This window comes from Micromonospora sp. NPDC002575 (assembly GCF_042889525.1).
Lineage (GTDB): Bacteria > Actinomycetota > Actinomycetes > Mycobacteriales > Micromonosporaceae > Micromonospora > Micromonospora carbonacea.
Genome location: NZ_JBIARA010000001.1, coordinates 467,222 through 483,886, shown reverse-complemented (window position 1 = coordinate 483,886; position 16,665 = coordinate 467,222). Strand labels below are relative to the sequence as shown.

General features: G+C 75.2%; 20 protein-coding genes. 14 read left to right on the top strand and 6 right to left on the bottom strand.

Going from position 1 to position 16,665, the window contains the following annotated elements; genetic code table 11:
• The first annotated feature begins 166 nt into the window (after positions 1-166).
• From ACFYWL_RS02215 to ACFYWL_RS02195, 5 genes are all read left to right on the top strand, one after another.
• The gene (locus ACFYWL_RS02215) at positions 167-1,219 is read left to right on the top strand and encodes a hypothetical protein (RefSeq protein ID WP_386966102.1); all 1,053 of its coding nucleotides are present in this window, start codon (positions 167-169) and stop codon (positions 1,217-1,219) included.
• A 144-nt stretch (positions 1,220-1,363) separates the two neighbouring features.
• Positions 1,364-2,152 (top strand): DUF2993 domain-containing protein, encoded by a 789-nt coding sequence (locus ACFYWL_RS02210; protein ID WP_386966099.1) that lies wholly within the window; start codon positions 1,364-1,366, stop codon positions 2,150-2,152.
• 117 nt (positions 2,153-2,269) lie between these two features.
• Positions 2,270-2,347: an Ms5788A family Cys-rich leader peptide gene (locus tag ACFYWL_RS02205; protein WP_311202345.1), complete on the top strand. Its 78-nt coding sequence runs from the start codon at positions 2,270-2,272 to the stop codon at positions 2,345-2,347.
• 205 nt (positions 2,348-2,552) lie between these two features.
• Positions 2,553-3,401 (top strand): sulfurtransferase, encoded by an 849-nt coding sequence (locus tag ACFYWL_RS02200; RefSeq protein ID WP_386966097.1) that lies wholly within the window; start codon positions 2,553-2,555, stop codon positions 3,399-3,401.
• A gap of 3 nt (positions 3,402-3,404) precedes the next feature.
• A complete protein-coding gene (locus tag ACFYWL_RS02195; protein WP_386966094.1) occupies positions 3,405-3,737 on the top strand; it encodes a DUF1416 domain-containing protein in 333 nt (110 codons plus the stop codon).
• A 352-nt stretch (positions 3,738-4,089) separates the two neighbouring features.
• On the opposite strand, the gene ACFYWL_RS02190 is transcribed toward ACFYWL_RS02195, so the two are convergent.
• Positions 4,090-4,680 carry a DinB family protein gene (locus tag ACFYWL_RS02190; protein ID WP_386966093.1) on the bottom strand — a complete coding sequence of 197 codons (591 nt, stop codon included), beginning with the start codon at positions 4,678-4,680 and terminating at the stop codon, positions 4,090-4,092.
• Between the two features lie 186 nt (positions 4,681-4,866).
• On the opposite strand from ACFYWL_RS02190, the gene ACFYWL_RS02185 reads away from it, so the two are divergent.
• Positions 4,867-5,721 (top strand): hypothetical protein, encoded by an 855-nt coding sequence (locus ACFYWL_RS02185; RefSeq protein WP_386966091.1) that lies wholly within the window; start codon positions 4,867-4,869, stop codon positions 5,719-5,721.
• Positions 5,722-5,786: 65 nt separating this feature from the next.
• Here ACFYWL_RS02185 and ACFYWL_RS02180 read toward each other — a convergent pair whose 3' ends face one another.
• From ACFYWL_RS02180 to ACFYWL_RS02170, 3 genes are read right to left on the bottom strand one after another with little or no spacing between them, the layout of a single operon-like run.
• A complete protein-coding gene (locus tag ACFYWL_RS02180; protein ID WP_386966089.1) occupies positions 5,787-7,838 on the bottom strand; it encodes a glycogen debranching N-terminal domain-containing protein in 2,052 nt (683 codons plus the stop codon).
• Between the two features lie 10 nt (positions 7,839-7,848).
• On the bottom strand, positions 7,849-8,241 hold the full coding sequence (locus ACFYWL_RS02175; RefSeq protein WP_386966087.1) for a hypothetical protein: 393 nt from the start codon (positions 8,239-8,241) through the stop codon (positions 7,849-7,851).
• A 49-nt stretch (positions 8,242-8,290) separates the two neighbouring features.
• Positions 8,291-8,665: a DsrE family protein gene (locus ACFYWL_RS02170; RefSeq protein ID WP_074472393.1), complete on the bottom strand. Its 375-nt coding sequence runs from the start codon at positions 8,663-8,665 to the stop codon at positions 8,291-8,293.
• A gap of 12 nt (positions 8,666-8,677) precedes the next feature.
• On the opposite strand from ACFYWL_RS02170, the gene mtfM reads away from it, so the two are divergent.
• Positions 8,678-8,782, top strand: coding sequence for a small membrane protein MtfM (gene mtfM, locus ACFYWL_RS02165; protein WP_278129622.1), 105 nt, complete (start codon positions 8,678-8,680; stop codon positions 8,780-8,782).
• Between the two features lies 1 nt (position 8,783).
• Positions 8,784-9,377 carry an FABP family protein gene (locus ACFYWL_RS02160; RefSeq protein WP_386966726.1) on the top strand — a complete coding sequence of 198 codons (594 nt, stop codon included), beginning with the start codon at positions 8,784-8,786 and terminating at the stop codon, positions 9,375-9,377.
• Positions 9,378-9,408: 31 nt separating this feature from the next.
• Here ACFYWL_RS02160 and ACFYWL_RS02155 read toward each other — a convergent pair whose 3' ends face one another.
• On the bottom strand, positions 9,409-10,290 hold the full coding sequence (locus tag ACFYWL_RS02155; RefSeq protein ID WP_386966083.1) for an aminotransferase class IV: 882 nt from the start codon (positions 10,288-10,290) through the stop codon (positions 9,409-9,411).
• Between the two features lie 69 nt (positions 10,291-10,359).
• On the opposite strand from ACFYWL_RS02155, the gene ACFYWL_RS02150 reads away from it, so the two are divergent.
• The 4 genes from ACFYWL_RS02150 (at position 10,360) to ACFYWL_RS02135 (ending at position 14,015) form a co-directional block, all read left to right on the top strand.
• On the top strand, positions 10,360-10,827 hold the full coding sequence (locus ACFYWL_RS02150) for a Fur family transcriptional regulator (protein WP_386966080.1): 468 nt from the start codon (positions 10,360-10,362) through the stop codon (positions 10,825-10,827).
• Positions 10,824-11,930 carry a YgfZ/GcvT domain-containing protein gene (locus tag ACFYWL_RS02145; protein WP_386966074.1) on the top strand — a complete coding sequence of 369 codons (1,107 nt, stop codon included), beginning with the start codon at positions 10,824-10,826 and terminating at the stop codon, positions 11,928-11,930. Before ACFYWL_RS02150 ends, ACFYWL_RS02145 begins: the two co-directional genes overlap by 4 nt.
• Before the next feature lie 167 nt (positions 11,931-12,097).
• The gene (locus ACFYWL_RS02140) at positions 12,098-12,934 is read left to right on the top strand and encodes a 3-keto-5-aminohexanoate cleavage protein (protein WP_386966072.1); all 837 of its coding nucleotides are present in this window, start codon (positions 12,098-12,100) and stop codon (positions 12,932-12,934) included.
• Positions 12,935-13,055: 121 nt separating this feature from the next.
• Positions 13,056-14,015 carry an asparaginase gene (locus tag ACFYWL_RS02135; protein WP_386966069.1) on the top strand — a complete coding sequence of 320 codons (960 nt, stop codon included), beginning with the start codon at positions 13,056-13,058 and terminating at the stop codon, positions 14,013-14,015.
• Positions 14,016-14,071: 56 nt separating this feature from the next.
• Here ACFYWL_RS02135 and ACFYWL_RS02130 read toward each other — a convergent pair whose 3' ends face one another.
• Positions 14,072-14,869, bottom strand: coding sequence for an alpha/beta fold hydrolase (locus tag ACFYWL_RS02130; RefSeq protein WP_386966067.1), 798 nt, complete (start codon positions 14,867-14,869; stop codon positions 14,072-14,074).
• Between the two features lie 150 nt (positions 14,870-15,019).
• Here ACFYWL_RS02130 and ACFYWL_RS02125 point away from each other — a divergent pair, with 150 nt between their 5' ends.
• Both ACFYWL_RS02125 and ACFYWL_RS02120 read left to right on the top strand, forming a co-directional pair.
• Positions 15,020-15,706: a helix-turn-helix domain-containing protein gene (locus tag ACFYWL_RS02125; protein ID WP_386966065.1), complete on the top strand. Its 687-nt coding sequence runs from the start codon at positions 15,020-15,022 to the stop codon at positions 15,704-15,706.
• Positions 15,703-16,539 carry a hypothetical protein gene (locus tag ACFYWL_RS02120; protein WP_386966063.1) on the top strand — a complete coding sequence of 279 codons (837 nt, stop codon included), beginning with the start codon at positions 15,703-15,705 and terminating at the stop codon, positions 16,537-16,539. Before ACFYWL_RS02125 ends, ACFYWL_RS02120 begins: the two co-directional genes overlap by 4 nt.
• Positions 16,540-16,665: the final 126 nt, after the last annotated feature.

Sequence of the window (16,665 nt, the reverse complement as noted above, 5' to 3'; positions counted from 1 at the left end):
CCGGCGTCGCTGACGGGCGGGTAACGCCTTGAGCGTAACCGATCGCTCCGTCCGTGCCTCCAGGTCGTTTCCCGTTTGTCTGGCTTGCCCACGATCGCGCCGCAGGTTTTAACGTCGCGGAAACCGTGGCCACCGATCCGACACCCCGGTCTGGCACGATCAGGGCGTGTTTCCCTCGACCTCCTCCGAGGCCGGCCGGGACCCGTGGGCCGACGACGTCCACCCTGGGCCGGCCGGCCGTGCGCACCCACCGGCCCCGCGCACCGGCCCGGACGTCGACGACGACGGGCCCCCGGCGCGCCGCGGGCGACCCCGCCGGCTGCGCCGGGGCGGCGAACCCGCCCGGCGACCCGACGACGAGGCCGTCGACGAGCTGGACGAGGAGGAGATCGAGCCGGTCGAGATCCGCCGGCCGCTCGCCCTGACCGTCGCCGGGTTCGCCGCGCTGCTCGGCGTCGGCCTGGTGCTCGGCGCGCAGACCGCCGGGCCGGGGCACCGGCTGCCGTTCGCGCTCATCATCTTCGGCGTGCAACTGATCTTCGTCCTGGCCTGGACGATGGCCATGCGCCCGCCCGCGTTGCTGCTGGTGGCGCTCACCAGCGCCGTGGTGGCCGCCGCCGCCGACGTCGCCGCCGTGCAGTCCGACGTCGCCGGCCTCGCCCCGCTGGGCTACCTGGCCGCCGGAGGCTTCCTGCTCGGCGTGCTCGGGCAGCTCGTCCGCCGCGTCGACCGGGTCCGGGTCACCGACTCGCTCGGCACCACGCTGCTGATCGTGGTCGGCGTGGTCGCGTTCGCCACGCTGATCGTGCTCAGCCGGATCCCGGCGGGCACCCAGGCCATCACCGTCTGCCTCACCGCCACCGGCGTCGCGCTGACCGTGGCCCGGATCACCGACGCGGTGCTGCCCTGGCCCCGGCTCGCCCCGCAGGTGCCCCGGGGCGCGGCCGGCGTCGTGATCGGCGCGATGGTCGGCACCCTCGCCAGCGCGGTCCTCGGCAGCTTCCTGGTCAGCTTCACCCCGACCAGCGGCGCGCTGATCGGCCTGGTCACCGCCGCCACCGCCGTGCTCGCCGACCTCGCCGTCGGATACGCGGAGGCGGGGCGGCTGATGGCCGGCGAGCCGCCGACGATGTGGGTCGCCCGGCACATGCAGGGCCCGCTCGGCGGCTTCGCCCTGGCGGCACCGGCGGCGTACGCCATGTGCGTGCTGTTCCTCTGACCGTGCCTTCGGCCGCCGGGGGTCGGCCGGTCGGGCGGCTCGGCGCGACGGACGGTTGGGGATTTCCCGCTTCGGGTACTCTCCGGGGCGCCGCGCGGGCGGCACCGGTGCCAGGGGCGCGCCGGCACGACAGAAGGAGGCGGCGTGACGACGGCCCACCCGGCGTACGAGGAACGTCCCCGGCGACGCGGGCGCAAGGTGCTCATCACGCTGCTGGTCCTGCTGCTGATCCTGGGCGGGCTGCTGGTCGCCGCCGACCGGGTGGCCGCCGGGGTGGCCGAGCGGGCCATCACCGACCAGGTCAGCCAGGAGATCGCCAAGCAGGGCGCCCAGTCCTCGCCGCCCGAGGTCGAGGTCGGCGGCTTCCCCTTCCTCACCCAGGTGCTCGACGGCCGGTACGAGCGGATCTCCATCCGGCTGCGCGACGTGCAGGGCTCGGTGAACGGCGACGCGGTGGCCCTGCCCGAGCTGGACGTCGACGCCCGCAACGTGCGGGCCTCCCTGGAGACGCTGCGCACCCAGCAGGGCGACGTGGTCGCCGAGACCGTCGACGGCACCGGCACCATCACGTACGAGAGCCTGGCCGCGCTGCTCAACCGGCCCGGCCTGACCCTCGGCGAGCGCGACGGCCGGCTCGCCGTCACCGCCCCCGTCGACATCCTCGGGCAGAAGCTGACCCTCACCGGGACCGCCGACGTGACCGTCGGCAAGGAGGGCGCGATCTCGCTGCGCTTCAACGACGTTGACGCCGAGGGGCTGCCGAACATCCCGCTGGCCCGCACCATGCTGAGCAACTACGCCAGGGACATCTCGATCGACGTCCCCCTGCCCGACCTGCCCTTCCAGCTCGCGGTGCGCGAGGTCAGGCCGCTGCCGCAGGGCCTGGCGGTGACCGCCGCCGCCAAGGACGTCCCGATCAACTCGGCCGGCTGACCGCCCGCGCCCGCCCACACTGCGCGCGCCGGCCCGGCGACTGTCCGTCGGGACGCGCGTCCCGGATGCTGGTCGGGGCGGTGGCGGTCCCCGGGATGGCTGGTAGTGTCCCTGCTCATGGGGACGCTCCTCACCAAACGGCGCGCGGTCGACCTGTGCCGCGTGGCCACCTGCCTGTGTCGCCCCGTCATCTGACGGCGGGGCTGTCCTCGGCCGCCTGACGGCGGCCACCGGCCACAGGGTCTGCGTACCCTTCCGGTTCTTCCCCCTGAACGCCCGGCAGCGGCGCCGTCGCACGAACCCGTGATCCCGTCCTTCCTCTGGGTCCCGCGCGTGGTGCGACAGCCACAGACTTCGTCCTCGCGCAGGCTCACCATCCACCTCACCAGGGAGTGATCTGATGAGTCGCGACACCGCACTCGTCTCGGCCGAGTGGGCCGAGAAGAACATCGACGCCCCGGGCGTCGTCTTCGTCGAGGTCGACGAGGATACCTCGGCCTATGACACCGGCCACATCGCCGGCGCGATCAAGCTCGACTGGCGCAACGACCTCCAGGACCCGGTCCGCCGGGACTTCGTCAACAAGTCCCAGTTCGAGGCGCTGCTCTCCGAGCGCGGCATCTCCAACGACGACGTCGTCGTCCTCTACGGCGGCAACAACAACTGGTTCGCCGCGTACGCGTACTGGTACTTCAAGCTCTACGGCCACCGCGACGTCAAGCTGCTCGACGGCGGCCGCAAGAAGTGGGAGCTGGACGCCCGCCCGCTGGTGACCGACGCGGTGACCCGCCCGGCCACCCAGTACGTCGCGCAGGAGCCGGACACCTCGATCCGCGCCTTCCGCGACGAGGTCGTCGCCGCCATCGGCACCAAGAACCTGGTCGACGTGCGCAGCCCCGACGAGTTCGCCGGCCGGCTGCTCGCCCCCGCCCACCTCCCGCAGGAGCAGGCCCAGCGCGCCGGCCACATCCCCACCGCGATCAGCGTGCCGTGGTCCAAGGCGGCGAACGAGGACGGCACCTTCAAGTCCGACGACGAGCTGCGCAAGATCTACGCCGCGGCCGGGCTGGACGACAGCAAGGAGACCATCGCCTACTGCCGGATCGGCGAGCGCTCCTCGCACACCTGGTTCGTGCTCCAGGAGCTGCTCGGCCACGCCAACGTGAAGAACTACGACGGATCCTGGACCGAGTACGGCTCGCTGGTCGGCGTGCCGGTCGCGCTCGGCGACGAGCCCGGGGAGGCCTGAGCCATGACCGCTCCCACCGCTCCTACCGCTGCCGGGTGCGCCGCGCCCGACCAGGCCGCCCCGCTGCCGGCCAGCCTGGACCTGGAGAAGGAGACCGTCATCACCGGCCTCGTCCGGTCTGAGGTGGGCGACGCCGTTCCGGGCGCGTACGTCCGGCTGCTCGACTCGACCGGTGAGTTCACCGCCGAGGTGGTCACCTCCCCGGCCGGCCAGTTCCGGTTCTTCGCCGCGCCGGGCACCTGGACGCTGCGGGCGCTGTCCCGGCACGGCAACGGCGACACCACCGTGACGGCCGCGCGCGGCATCAACGAGGTGACGGTCACCGTAGCGGCGTAGGTGCAAGGAAGGGCCCCCTGTTAACGCTTTCTGTATAGGAAGGGCCCCCTCCTAACACCTGCGCACCGCACGCGCATCGGCTCGGGCCGGTCGCCCCGCCCACGGGGTGACCGGCCCGAGCCGTGCGCGCCCCCGTCGCGGCGGTCACCCGCGCACCACCCGGGGGGCGTGATCGTGCTCGATCTCGGATGGAGTGGCCTCACACGTGGGGCGATGCCACTCCTTCCCTGATCGAGCACGATCTTGAGCGACGGACGGGGGTGCTCCGGACGGGTGAGCCCCGAACGGACGCGGCCGGCCCGGTGCGCCCGTTCGGCAGCCCCTACCCGTCCGACGCCTACCCGTCCGACGCCTACCCGTCCGCCGCCTGCTCGGCTGCGCGCTGCACCCGGGCGCGGTGCTCCGCCCACCGGCTCGCCTCGCCGTACGGCAGGTTGTCGGTGCCGTGGAGCAGCCCGGCGGTGCCGTCGATCGTCTCCCGGACGATGTCCGCGTGCCCGGCGTGCCGGTGGCTCTCGGCGGTCACGTGCACCAGAATCCGGTGCAGGGTCAGCCGGTTGCGGCCGGCCGGCCACCAGGCGACGGCGCCGATCGCGTCGAGCGGCAGCGCCTCGATCGTCGCGTCGGCGTGTGCCCAGGCCCGGCGGTAGAGCGCGACGATCTGCTCGCGGGACTCGTCGGCGGTCGCCCACATGTCGGCGTTGGGGTCGGTGTCGGAGTCGATCCAGGGCATCGGCTCGTCGTACGGTCGGCCGAACGTGGGCCCGAAGTAGCCGAACTCGACGCCGGCCAGGTGCTTGACCAGCCCCAGCAGGTTGGTGCCGGTCGGGGTCACGGGCCGGCGGATGTCGTACTCGGAGAGCCCGTCGAGCTTCCACAGCAGGGCCTCGCGGGCGTCGCGCAGGTATTGGTGCAGGTCGGCCTTGGCGTCGGGTGGCGTCATCCGCACACCCTCCCACCCGCACCCCCGCCCCGGGCCGGGCGGGGGCGGGACGGGCAGGGCCAGTTGCCTCGGCGGTCGCGGCCGGTCGGGGGCGCGAGGGGCCGGTCGGGGGCGCGAGGGGCCGGTCGGGGGCGTGAGGGGCCGCGCGCCGGGCGGGCGTTCGGCCCCACGTGACACGATGAGCGGGTGAGTGGTGCTGCCCCTGCCGGATACGCCCCGCCGACCGGCCCCGGCGGAAGCGGAGAACCGACGCCGCCGGCCCGCCGGTCCCGTTGGCTGCTCGCGGCGACCGTGGCCTGGGCGGTGCTGCTCGGCGTACTCACCTGGGTCTCGGTGCGCGACGACGGGCCGACGGTCCGCGAGCAGCGCAGCCTGGCCCAGGCCGGGCCGGTGGTCGACCGCGCGGTGGGTGAGCTGGTCGCGGCGGCCGGCGACCGGGCCGTCGCGCTCACGCCGGCCCGGACGGAGCCGGGCTGCCGGGTGACCCCCCTGCTCGACGGCGCGACCCTGGAGCGCGGCGTGGAGATCCTCGACCCCGCCGCCGACCCGCGCGCGGTGCTCACCGAGGTCGCCGACCGGCTGCCGGCCGGCTGGGAGGCCGGGGTCCGGGTGACCGGCGACGGCCCCCGGCTGCGGGCCGACGCGGGGGAGTTCGTGCTGGTCGAGGGCCGCCCGGCTGGCGACGGCCGGCTCCGGCTGACCGTCCGCACCGGCTGCCGGCCCGTCGGCGACGGCTACCGCCCGCCGTCGGCCCAGGGCGGCCCGGAGGCGGACGCGCTCGCCGCCGCACTGCGGGCGCTGGCCGCCCCCGCCGGGCCGGCCCCCGAGCTGCTCGCCGCGCCCTGCCCGGGCGGCGACCGTCAGGCCCGCACCGCCCGCGTCGCCCTCGACCCCGCCCCGGCCGCGCCGGCCACCGCGCTCGCCCCGGCCGCCGGCCGCGCGGTCCTGTTCGACACCCCCGAGGGGTACGCCTACCGTGCCGGCGCGGTCACGGTGGCCCTGACCGGCGGCGACCTCACCGCCACCACGCCCTGCCCCTGACGCCCGCCGCCACCACGCCCCGCCCCTGACGCCCGCTGCCACCACGCCGCCGAGCCGGATGGGGCTCAGCGGCGCACCGGGTCGCTCGCGGTGCGGCTGCGGCCCAGCGCGTCGACCAGCCCCCACCGGCCGGGAATGTCGAGCAGCTCCACCCGGCCCATGCCCTCCGGCACCGCCGGATCGATGATCAGGTGCTCGCCCTGCGGCTGAAGGCCGAGCATCACCCGCAGCAGCAGCAGCGGGCTGCCGGCCGACCACGCCTGCGGGCTGCACGCCGTCGGATACTCCACCGGATAGTCGGTGAGGTCCCGCTCGTAGCCGGCGAACGCCTCCGGCAGCCGCCCGCCGAAGTGCTGGGACGCCGACAGGATGCCCTCGCAGATCCGGCCGGCCTCCTCGCGGAAGCCGTACCGCCACAGGCCCCACGCGATGATCGAGTTGTCGAACGGCCACACCGTGCCGACGTGGTAGCCGATCGGGTTGTAGCGGCCCTGGTCGTCGGCGAGCGTACGCACGCCCCAGCCGGAGAACAGCCGGGGCCCGAGCAGGTGCGCGGCGACCCGGCCGGCCTTGTCGGCGTCGACGATCCCGCTCCACAGCAGGTGGCCGATGTTCGACGACAGGGCGTCGACGGGCCGCCCGTCCGGGTCCAGCGCCAGCGCGTAGAACTCGCGGTCGGGCAGCCAGAAGTCCCGGTTGAACCGTTCCTTCAGCTCCGCCGCCTCCCGCTCCAGCCGCTCGGCGTACGCGGGATCGTTCCAGACCTCGCGGGCCAGCCGCGCCCCGCGCAGCTTCGCGTCGTACGCGTACCCCTGGGTCTCGCAGGTGGCCCGGGGAAAGCCCGGCAGCCGGCCGTCCGAGTAGGAGATGGCGTCCCAGGAGTCCTTCCAGCACTGGTTCGCCAGCCCCGTCGCCGGGTTGCGGGTCCGGTACCAGACGTACCCGGTGCCCAGCAGGTCGCCGTACGTGTCGATCCACGCCAACGCGCCCCGGGCCGGGGCCTCCAGTTGCCGCACCAGCGCGGTGTCGCCGGTCCACCGCTCGTACTCGTCGAGCAGGATCACGAACAGGGGCGTCGAGTCGGCGGCGCCGTAGTACGGCGAGTGCGGCTGCTCCTCGAACCCGGCCGTCTCGCCGTACCGCAGCTCGTGCAGGATCTTGCCGGGCTCCTCGTCGCGGAAGTCGTCGACCCGGAACCCCTGGAGACCGGCGAGCATGGTGATCGTCGGCGGCACCAGGTCCGGCAGGAACGGCAGCATCTGGAGCGAGGTGAAGATGCTGTCCCGCCCGAACAGGGTCATGAACCAGGGCAGCCCGGCGGCCAGCAGCCGCACCCCGAGGGCGATCGACTCGTAGCGCAGGGCCGCCAGGTCGCTCAGGCTGCGCCGGTACGCCCCGGCCAGCGGCTGGCAGTCGCAGCCGAGCTTCGGCGCCCGCGCGACGACCTCCTCGTGCTCGGCCTGGATGTCGGCGATGGACCGGTGCGCGCCGAGCGGCAGGCTGTCCCGGACGTCCTCCTCCCGGGCCCCGTAGATCACCGTCTTCACGTCGAGCCGGGTGGTCCACTCCCCGTGCGGCTCGACACGCATCCGGAACGTCATGCCCGCCGGGTCGACGGCCGCCGCGGCGCTGCTGCCCACCACGGTCTCCCGGTGGAACCCCTCGCGCCGGTACGTGAACCGCAGCTCGTTCTCCCCCGGGGCGGCGGTGGCCCGGCCCTTCTTGCGCCGGGTCTGCTTGATCTCGAACAGGTCGGCGAAGTCGGCCCCCATGTCGATCCGGACGACGAACTCGACCTCCCGCCCGGAGTGGTTGAGCACCGTCAGCTCCTCGACGAAGCTGCCGCCGACGGACCGGCTGCGGATCACCGACACCTTCGCGTCCAGGTAGTGCGTCGGCGCGCCGGGCACCAGGAAGAACCGGGAGCGGTACGAGAACGCGTCGTCGATGGAGAGCGGATGCAGCCGCTCCCCGTCGACGGTCAGCACCCAGGTCGACAGGAACCGCGTGTCGAACGAGAACAGCCCGGTCGGGAAGTTCTGCGACGGCTCGATGTCGCCCCGCCGGTCGCTGACCAGGAAGGTGTTGCCGTCGAGGATGCTGACCTGCTCCCTCACGCGGGCTTCCTCACACCGGCCGCCCGCTCTGCTCCCGGGCCACCGCCCGGGGATCCCGGGTGCCCGGCGGGTCGGGGAAGAACTGCCGGAAGACCAGGTAGAGCAGCACGTCGCCGGCGAGCGTGCTCTCGTTGCGCAGCATCGACGAGATGCCGTGCGCCCGGCCGGTGACGAGCCGGTCGAACAGGTCGGCGCTGCCGAACCAGTAGGCGTCCGCCGGCCCGGTGTCCCGGGTGACCCGGGCCGAGCCGGGAGCCATCTCCACCCGCCAGTGCTCGCTGTCGGCGCCGGAGGTGAGCCGGAGCAGGAGCGTGCCGCGCACCGGACCGCGCAGGACGGCGGGGGCGCGCGCCGGCAGCGTCGCGAAGAACCGCTCCGTCGCCTCGGTCGTCGCCCCGGTCACAGGGAAGATCGTAGGCAGGGCAGGGGACGAGCCGGGTGGTTATCGACACTCAGTAGACGAGTGCCCGCGCCCCCTCGGCCATCGCCTCCTCGACGAAGACCGCCGCCCCGGCGATCCGCACGCCGGGCAGCACGTCGCCGGGGCCGATGTCGCGCCGGGCCGCGCACTGGGTGCAGGCGGTCACCCGGCCCGTCGTCAGGATCACGTGCAGCAGCTCGCCCAGCGGTGCGGAGTGCGGCAGCTCGAACTGCTGCGCCCGCCCCGGCAGCGCGAACCAGGTCGACTCCCCGGTCAGCCAGAGCGACACGTCCACCCCGGCGGCGGCGGCCGTGGCGGCGACGGTGAATGCCTGGGCGCACCGCTCCGGGGCGTCGGCCCCGGCGGTCGCCTTGACGACGAGAGAGCGGGCCATGGGGCCCAGCATAGGATGGCCGGGATGGTTACCGAGATCGGGTTCGTCAGCCTGCTGGTCGCCGGCCTGGGCGCGCTCGCCGGTGGCCTGGTCTACGCTGCCGTACGCATCTCGAGAGGACGTTGGTGACCTGGTGAGCGAGAACCCCCTCCAGCCGCCGTGGCTGAACGCGCCCCCGGTCGAGGAGTACCCGTACGAGGAGAGCCACGACCTGCGCGTCGGCCCGAAGCTGCACCCGACGCTGGACGGCCTGCTGCCGTACGTCGGGGTGTGGCGTGGCCGGGGCCGGGGCGGCTACCCGACGATCGAGGACTTCGACTTCGCCCAGGAGATCCGGATCAGCCACGACGGCCGGCCGTTCCTGCACTACGAGTCGCGGGCGTGGATCCTCGACGAGCAGAGCCGGCCGGTGCGCCCCGGTGGCCGGGAGATCGGCTGGTGGCGTCCGGTGCTCGACGGCGACGGCCGGGCCACCGACGAGCTGGAGGCCCTCATGTCGGTGCCGACGGGCGTGATGGAGCTGCACATCGGCAAGCGCAAGGGCACCCAGGTCGAGTTCGTCTCCGACGCCGTGGTGCGCACCGCCACCGCCAAGGAGGTCACGGCCGGCCACCGCCTCTTCGGCATCGTCGAGGGCGCTCTGCTCTACGCGCAGGACATGGCCGCCATGGGCCACTCCCTGACCCCGCACCTCTCGGCCCGCCTGATCCGCGTCGCCGGCTGACCCGCGCCGCCCGGCCTCGCCGCTCCTGCCCTCAGCGGGGGTGGGCCAGCAGGGCCTGGGCGGCGTCGGTGTGCGCCGAGCGCGGCAGACGCGCCCCGTCCAGGGTGTGCACCGGGGCCAGGCCGCGCAGGGACGAGGTGAGCCACACCCCGTCGGCGGCGCGGAGCCCGGCCGGGGTGACCATCCGCTCCTCGGCGGTCAGGCCCAGATCGGCGGCGTGGTTCAGCAGCCAGGCGGCGGTCACCCCGGGCAGGATGCCGGTGGCGGCGGCCGGCACCGTGCACAGGGTGCGCCCGGCCACCCAGACGACGTTCGCGGTCGGCCCCTCCAGGGCGTAGCCGTCGGTGGAGATCCACAGCGCGTCGTCCACGCCGTGCCCGGCGGCCCAGCGGCGGGCGGCGGCGCTCGCCGCGTACGACGTCGACTTGATGCCGACCGGGAGCCAGCCCAGGGCGGGGCGGGCGGTGGCGGCCACGCCCAGCGGCAGGGTCGCCACCGAGATCCCGGCGCGCCGGGCCTGCCGCGCGGCGGCCGGCACCTCGGCGAGCGTCGCGTGCGTCGACGGCGGCCCGCCGGCCTCCGGCCCCCGCGTGCAGACCAGCCGCAGCGCGCCCTCCGTGTCGACCGGCCAGCCCGCGCAGACCTCCGCCAGCAGCTCGACCAGCAACCCGGCCGGCGGCAGCGGCAAATCGATCCGGGCGGCCCCCCGGGCCAGCCGGGCCAGGTGCTCGTCGCGCAGCCAGGGCCGCCCGCCGCGCACGTGCATGGTCTCGAAGAGCCCGTCGCCCTGGAGGGCGCCCAGGTCGTCGCCGCGCAGCACGGGCGCGCCGGCCGGCACGACGCCCCGCCCCAGCACCGCGACCCGCGCGCCCGCCCCGCCTGCCGTCTCCGCCCCGCTCTCGGTCCCCGCCACGACCGGTGAGCCTAGTCGCGTACCCACGTGGCGGCCGGCGCGTCGCGGCGGCCGAACTATGATCGGACGGTGTCCGAGTCATCCCTCGCGGAAGTGCTCCGCGCCCGTGGGCTGCGGCTGACGGCGCAGCGGCAGCTGATCCTCCAGGCGGTGCTGGATCTCGGGCACGCCACACCCGAGCAGGTGCACACCGCCGTGCGCGAGGTCGCCGCCGGGGTCAACATCACCACCATCTACCGCACGCTTGAGCTGCTGGAACGCCTCGGCCTGGTGACACACACCCACCTGTCGCACGGCTCGCCCACCTACCACGCGGCCGGCGAGCACCAGCACGTCCACCTGGTCTGCCGGGAGTGTGGCGCGATCGACGAGATCGACCCGGAGCTGCTCGGGCCGCTGGCCGACCGGCTGGTCGCCGAGCGCGGCTTCCGGGTGGACATCGGGCACGTGGCGCTGTTCGGCGTCTGCGGGCGGTGCGGCGAGGGCGGCGCGGACGACGGCGCGCCGGGCCGGGGCGAGGACGGGGAGCGGAAATGATCGACATCGCGGGCGCGGTGGCTGCCGACGCCATCGACGAGGAGACCCGGGACCAGCCGGAGCCCGCCCACCGGGCGGCCGGGGTGCGGTCCGTCGCGGCCCACTACGGCGACCCGCTGCGGGAGCAGCGCGTCCTCGACACCGCCGTCGGCCTCGTCGACCGGTCGCACCGGGGCGTCGTCGCCGTGCCCGGCGAGGAGCGCATCGGCTGGCTGCACACCCTCACCACCCAGCACCTGGCCGCGCTGGCCCCCGGCGAGGGCACCGAGCTGCTGGTGCTCTCCCCACACGGGCACGTCGAGCAGCACGCCATGGTCGCCGAGGACGGCGACACCACCTGGCTCGACACCGAGCCCGGCGCGACCGGTGGCCTGCTGACATACCTCGAGAAGATGCGGTTTTTCAGCAAGGTCGAGCCGCGCGACGCCACCGCCGAGCACGCCCTGCTCTCGCTGGTCGGCCCGGAGGCGGCCGGGGCGCTCGCCACGCTGGGCGTGACCGGGCTGGCCGAGCCCGACGCCGTCGCGGTGCCCGGCCCGAAGTTCCGCGCCGGCGAGCTGCCGCCCCGGCCCACCGTCCGGTATGCTGTCGCGCCGCTGCCCGGCGGCGGGTGGGCCCGCCGGGGCCCGCTGGGCGTGGACCTGCTGGTGCCCCGCCCCGCCATGGACCGGGTCGTCGCCGAACTGCGCGGGGCCGGGGTGCCGCCGGTGGGGCTGTGGGCGTACGAGGCGATCCGGGTGGCCGCCCGGCGGGCCCGCGTCGGGGTGGACACCGACCACCGGACCATCCCGGCCGAGGTGGACCTGATCGCCCCGGCGGTGCACCTGGACAAGGGCTGCTACCGGGGCCAGGAGACGGTGGCCCGGGTGCACAACATGGGCCGGCCGCCGCGTCGCCTCGTGCTGCTGCACCTGGACGGGGTGACCACCGACCGGCTGCCGGCCGCCGGCACGCCGGTGACCCTCGACGGCCGGGCGGTCGGCTTCGTCGGCACGGCGGTGCTGCACCACGAGCTGGGCCAGGTCGCGCTGGCGGTGCTGAAGCGCAACGTCCCCGACGACGCCCGCCTGCTGGTCGGCGAGTCGGCCGCCGCCATCGAATAAGGAAGGGCCCCCTGTTAACGCTTTCTGTATAGGAAGGGCCCCTTCCTAACCGCCGCGGGCGGGGCGCGGGTGGCGCGCGGCGCGACGGCCGGCTGGCGGACGGGCGCGTCCGCTGGGGGAGCGCGCGTCGTCGACCGGGCCCCTGCGGGGCGTCTAGGATCGCCGGCATGACGACAGGGACGTTGATCACAGTTGCCCCCACCGGCGCGGAGTCGGCCAAGGCGGAGGTCCCGGCCCTGCCGGTGACCCTCGACGAGCTGCTGCTGACCGCCAAGGAGTGCGAGGCGCTCGGCGCCGCCGTGATCCACGTCCACATCCGCGACGACGAGGCGCGGCCCACGCTCGACCAGGGGCGGCTGCGGGAGACCGTGGCGGCGCTGCGCGAGGGCACCGACCTGATCGTGCAGCTCTCCACCGGCGGCGCGGTGACCGACCCGGAGGCCGACCGGCTGGCCGTGCTGGACGCCGGGCCGGACATGGCGTCCTGCACCATGGGCACGCTCAACTTCGGCGACGACGTCTTCCTCAACCGCTGGGAGTTCATCGTCGACCTGCACACCCGGATGCAGGAGCGCGGCATCGTCCCCGAGTACGAGATCTTCGACCTCGGCCACCTGACCGCCCTGCAACGGCTCCTCGGCAAGCACGGCCTGCCGCACGGCGGGCACGTGCACGTCGACTTCGTGATGGGCGTGCCGGGCGGCATGCCGGGCACCACGTCGACCCTGGCCGCCGCCCACCAGGCGCTGCGCGACCTGCCGGAGGGCACCACGTTCTCGGCCACCGGCATCGGGCGCAGCACCATCCCGGTGCTGCTGGCCTCCCTGTCGGCCGGCGGGCACCTGCGGGTCGGCATGGAGGACACGGTGACGTACGCGAAGGGCCGGCCGGTCGAGTCGAACATGCAGCTCGTGGCGCGGGCGGTGGGCTTCGCCCAGCTCGCGCAGCGCCCGCCGCTGACCACCACGCAGGCCCGCGAGCTGCTCGGCGTCGCGCCCCGCTAGGTCCCGGCCGGGCGGCGCGCGCCGGTAAGCCCCGGCCGGGCCGTCGCCCCTGTCGCGGCGCGGGTTGCTGCGCTGGTCACCCGCGTTTCGCCGCCCGCCGGCCCCTCGGTACCGTCCACGCGTGAGCAAGACGTACTCAGGTGGCGTGCCGCTGGCCGAGGTGGTCCGCTCCGGGTTTGTGGAAGGGCTGCACCGCGGCTCGGTGGTGGTGCTCGACGCGGCCGGCGCGACGGTCGCCGCCGCCGGGGACGTGGGGTCCCCGGTCTTCCCCCGCTCGGCCAGCAAGCCGATGCAGACGGTCGGCATGCTCCGTGCCGGGCTGCCGCTGACCGACCCGGCCGACGTGGCGATCGTGTCGGCCAGCCACGCCGGGGAGGAGTTCCACGTGGCCCGGGTGGGCGCGCTGCTGGCCGGTGCCGGGCTGGACGAGTCCGACCTGGGCTGCCCGCCCGACCTGCCGATGGGCGAGCTGGCCCGGGAGGCGGTGCTGCGCGCGGGAGGCGGGCCCACCCGGGGCCGGATGAACTGCTCCGGCAAGCACGCCGGCATGCTGCTCACCTGCCTGGCGGCCGGCTGGCCCCGCGCGGGCTACCGGCAGCCGGAGCACCCGTTGCAGCTCGCGCTGCGGGCGACAGTGCAGGAGTGCACCGGTGAGCCGGTGGCGGCGGTCGGGGTCGACGGCTGCGGCGCGCCGGTGCTGGCCGTGTCGCTGACCGGGCTGGCCCGCGCGTACCTGCGGCTGGTCTCCGCCGGGCCGGGCTCGCCGGAGCGTGCCGTCGCGGACGCCATGCGGGCGCACCCGGAGCTGGTCGGCGGCACCTGGGCCGAGGACAGCCGGCTGATGCGCGGCCTGCCCGGCACGCTCGCGAAGATCGGGGCGGAGGGGGTGATCGCCGCCGCGCTCCCGGGCGTCGGCGCGGTCGCGCTGAAGATCGACGACGGGGCGACGCGGGCCCGGATGCCGGTCCTGGTCTCCGCGCTGCGCCGGCTCGGCGTCCGGGCACCCGTCCTCGACGAGTACGCCGAGCTGCCGCTGCTCGGCGGCGGGGTCCCGGTCGGGGCGGTCCGACCCGTCTGGTGACGGTGAAAGGAAGGGCCCCTTGTTAACAGACGGGTGTTAACAAGGGACCCTTCCTTTCACCGCAGGAAGTCCAGCAGGGCGTCGTTGACGGCGTCCGGCCGCTCCAGGGGGAGCAGGTGCCCGGCGTCCGGCACGTCCGGCAGCCGCACCGCGTCCGGCGCCTCGGCGGCGATCCGGTCGGCGAGCCGGCGGATGTCCGGCACGTCGGCGGCCCCGGCGGCCACCAGCACCGGCACGCGCAGCTCGCCGAGCCGCTCGATCGCGGGCGGGTCGAGTTCGGCCACCTCGACGGCGCTCAGCGCCAGCTCGGCGGCGAGCGCCCGGCGGTCCATCTCCTCGGCGAACCGGATCAGCGCCGGGTCGACGTCTTCGGGGCGGCGGCCCGGGCCGACCACCCAGAATCGCACCTCGCCGGCCGCCGTGGCCGCGAAGTCCTCGGGGTCGGTCTCGCCGATCAGGTCGTCCCAGAGGTCGTTGGCCTCCTCGGACCACTCGTTGCCGCTGACGGCCGTGCCGAACAGGGCGAGTGCGCCGACCCGATCCGGGTATGCGAGAGCCGTGTCGACGGCCACGGCCCCGCCGAAGGAGCATCCGACGAGGGCGGCCCGGGGCAGTTCCAGGGCGTCGAGCAGGCCGACCACGTCGTCGTGGTGGGCGAACGGGTCGGTGGGCAGCTCGGAGTCGCCGTAGCCGCGCAGGTCGACGGCGATCACGCGGTGCCGGGCGGCCAGGGCGGGCACCTGTCCCCGCCACATGCGCCGGTCGGCGATGCCGGCGTGCAGCAGGAGCACGGGCGTTCCGTCACCCGTGTCGTCGTACGCGAGCTTCGCGCCGTTGATCTCGATCTTCGTCACCCCGGGGAAGGTACGGACCGGACGCACGGTGCGCAACAGCGTCAAGCGGGGCGGCTTCAACGCTGGCGGCGCCGACCAGGGCGTGAGACCTCGCTAACTCGGGTTAGCGTTTTGCTTGCAGTAGCTAGCAGGGCCGGTTAGCGTGGGGTCATGGCCACTCCCAAGGACCTACCCGACGTCGGCGGGTTCATCCGTGACCTGCGGCGCAACGCGAAGATCTCGCTGCGGCAGCTCGCCGAGCAGGCGGGCGTCAGCAACCCGTACCTCAGCCAGATCGAGCGCGGCCTGCGCAAGCCCAGCGCCGAGGTGCTCCAGCAGCTCGCCAGCGCGCTGCGGGTCTCCACCCCGGCGATGTACCTGCGGGCCGGCCTGCTCGACGACAAGGAGGGGCAGGGCGTGCTCGCCGCCATCGCGGTCGATCCCGACCTGACGATGGCGCAGAAGCAGTCCCTGACCCAGATCTACGAGACGTTCCGCCGGGAGAACAGCCGGCTCGCCGAGGCGGAGGCCGCCACCGAGGCAGCCGAGGCCACCGCCGAAGCCGCCCAGGCCACCGAAGCCACCGAAGCCACCGCTCAGGCCGGCCCGGCCGCCCCGCCGGCCCCGTCCGCGCCGGGCACCGCCCCGGAGGCCCCGGGCACGGTCACCCCGGCCGCGACCGGACCCACCACGCCGGAGGGCACCCCGACCGAGGCGGTCCTGGAGTCGGTCGCCGTCACCGAGTCCGGCCCGGCGCCCGCCCCGCCCAGCAGCGCGCCCGCGAGGAAGGCCGCCGAGAAGGCGACCGCCGTCGAGACCGAGCAGACCGCCGCCGCGGTCGAGGAGGAAAAGTCATGACCCAGCCGAAGACCAACCGCATCCCGGCCCCGCTCTACGCCGCCGCCGGCGCCGGCGACCTGGCCCTGGAGCAGCTTCGCAAGCTGCCCACCGTGGTCACCGACCTGAGCGGCAAGGTCGCCGCCGACCTCGGCGGCAAGGCCGTCGTGACCGGCTTCGAGCTGCGCCAGAAGGCCACCGAGACCCTGCGTACGGCCAACCAGACCGCCGCCGAGCTGCGTGGCCGGTCCGTCCCGGCCGAGCTGAACCGGCTGCGCGAGGCCGCCGACGTCAACCGCCTGCGCGAGGCCGCCGACCTGAACCGGCTGCGCGAGGTCGCCGACGTCAACCGGCTGCGCGAGCTGACCGACCTCGACCGGCTGCGCGGGCTGGCCGCCCGGAACGCGGCCGTCGTCGTCGCCGGCGCGCAGGCCGCCCAGGAGCGGGCCCTCGCCGCGTACGCGGAGCTGGTCGCCCGTGGCGAGCGGGTGGTCGGCGCCGGCGTGCTGGAGGCCGCAGACACGGTCAACGCCGACATCGCGGCGACCGAGGCCGAGCGGAACGCGGTCCCGGCAGCGCCCGCCGCGCCCGCCCCGGCGGCGAGGACCGACGTCCCGACCCCGGCCGACGTGGCCGAGGTCGTCGAGGCCAAGCCGGCCGCCGCCCGGGCCCCGCGCACCCGCGCGACCAAGGCGGCCACGACCAAGGCGGCCACGACCAGGGCGACCGCCAAGACCGGTGCCGAGGCCGACGCCAAGGCCGAGGCCGCCGGCGGCCCGGCCCCGGAGGCCGCCGACACCCCGTCGGCCAAGCTGCCCAAGGCCACCCGGCGGACCCGCCCGGCCGCCGAGTAGCCGACCCGGCCCGCGTGGCCCCGGGCGACCGCCCTGCCCGGCCCGCGCCGCGACCGGCGGACCCGGCCCGCCGGAGGGAGACGCCGCACGACCCCGGAGACGTCCTGGCGGACGGATCCGGGGTCG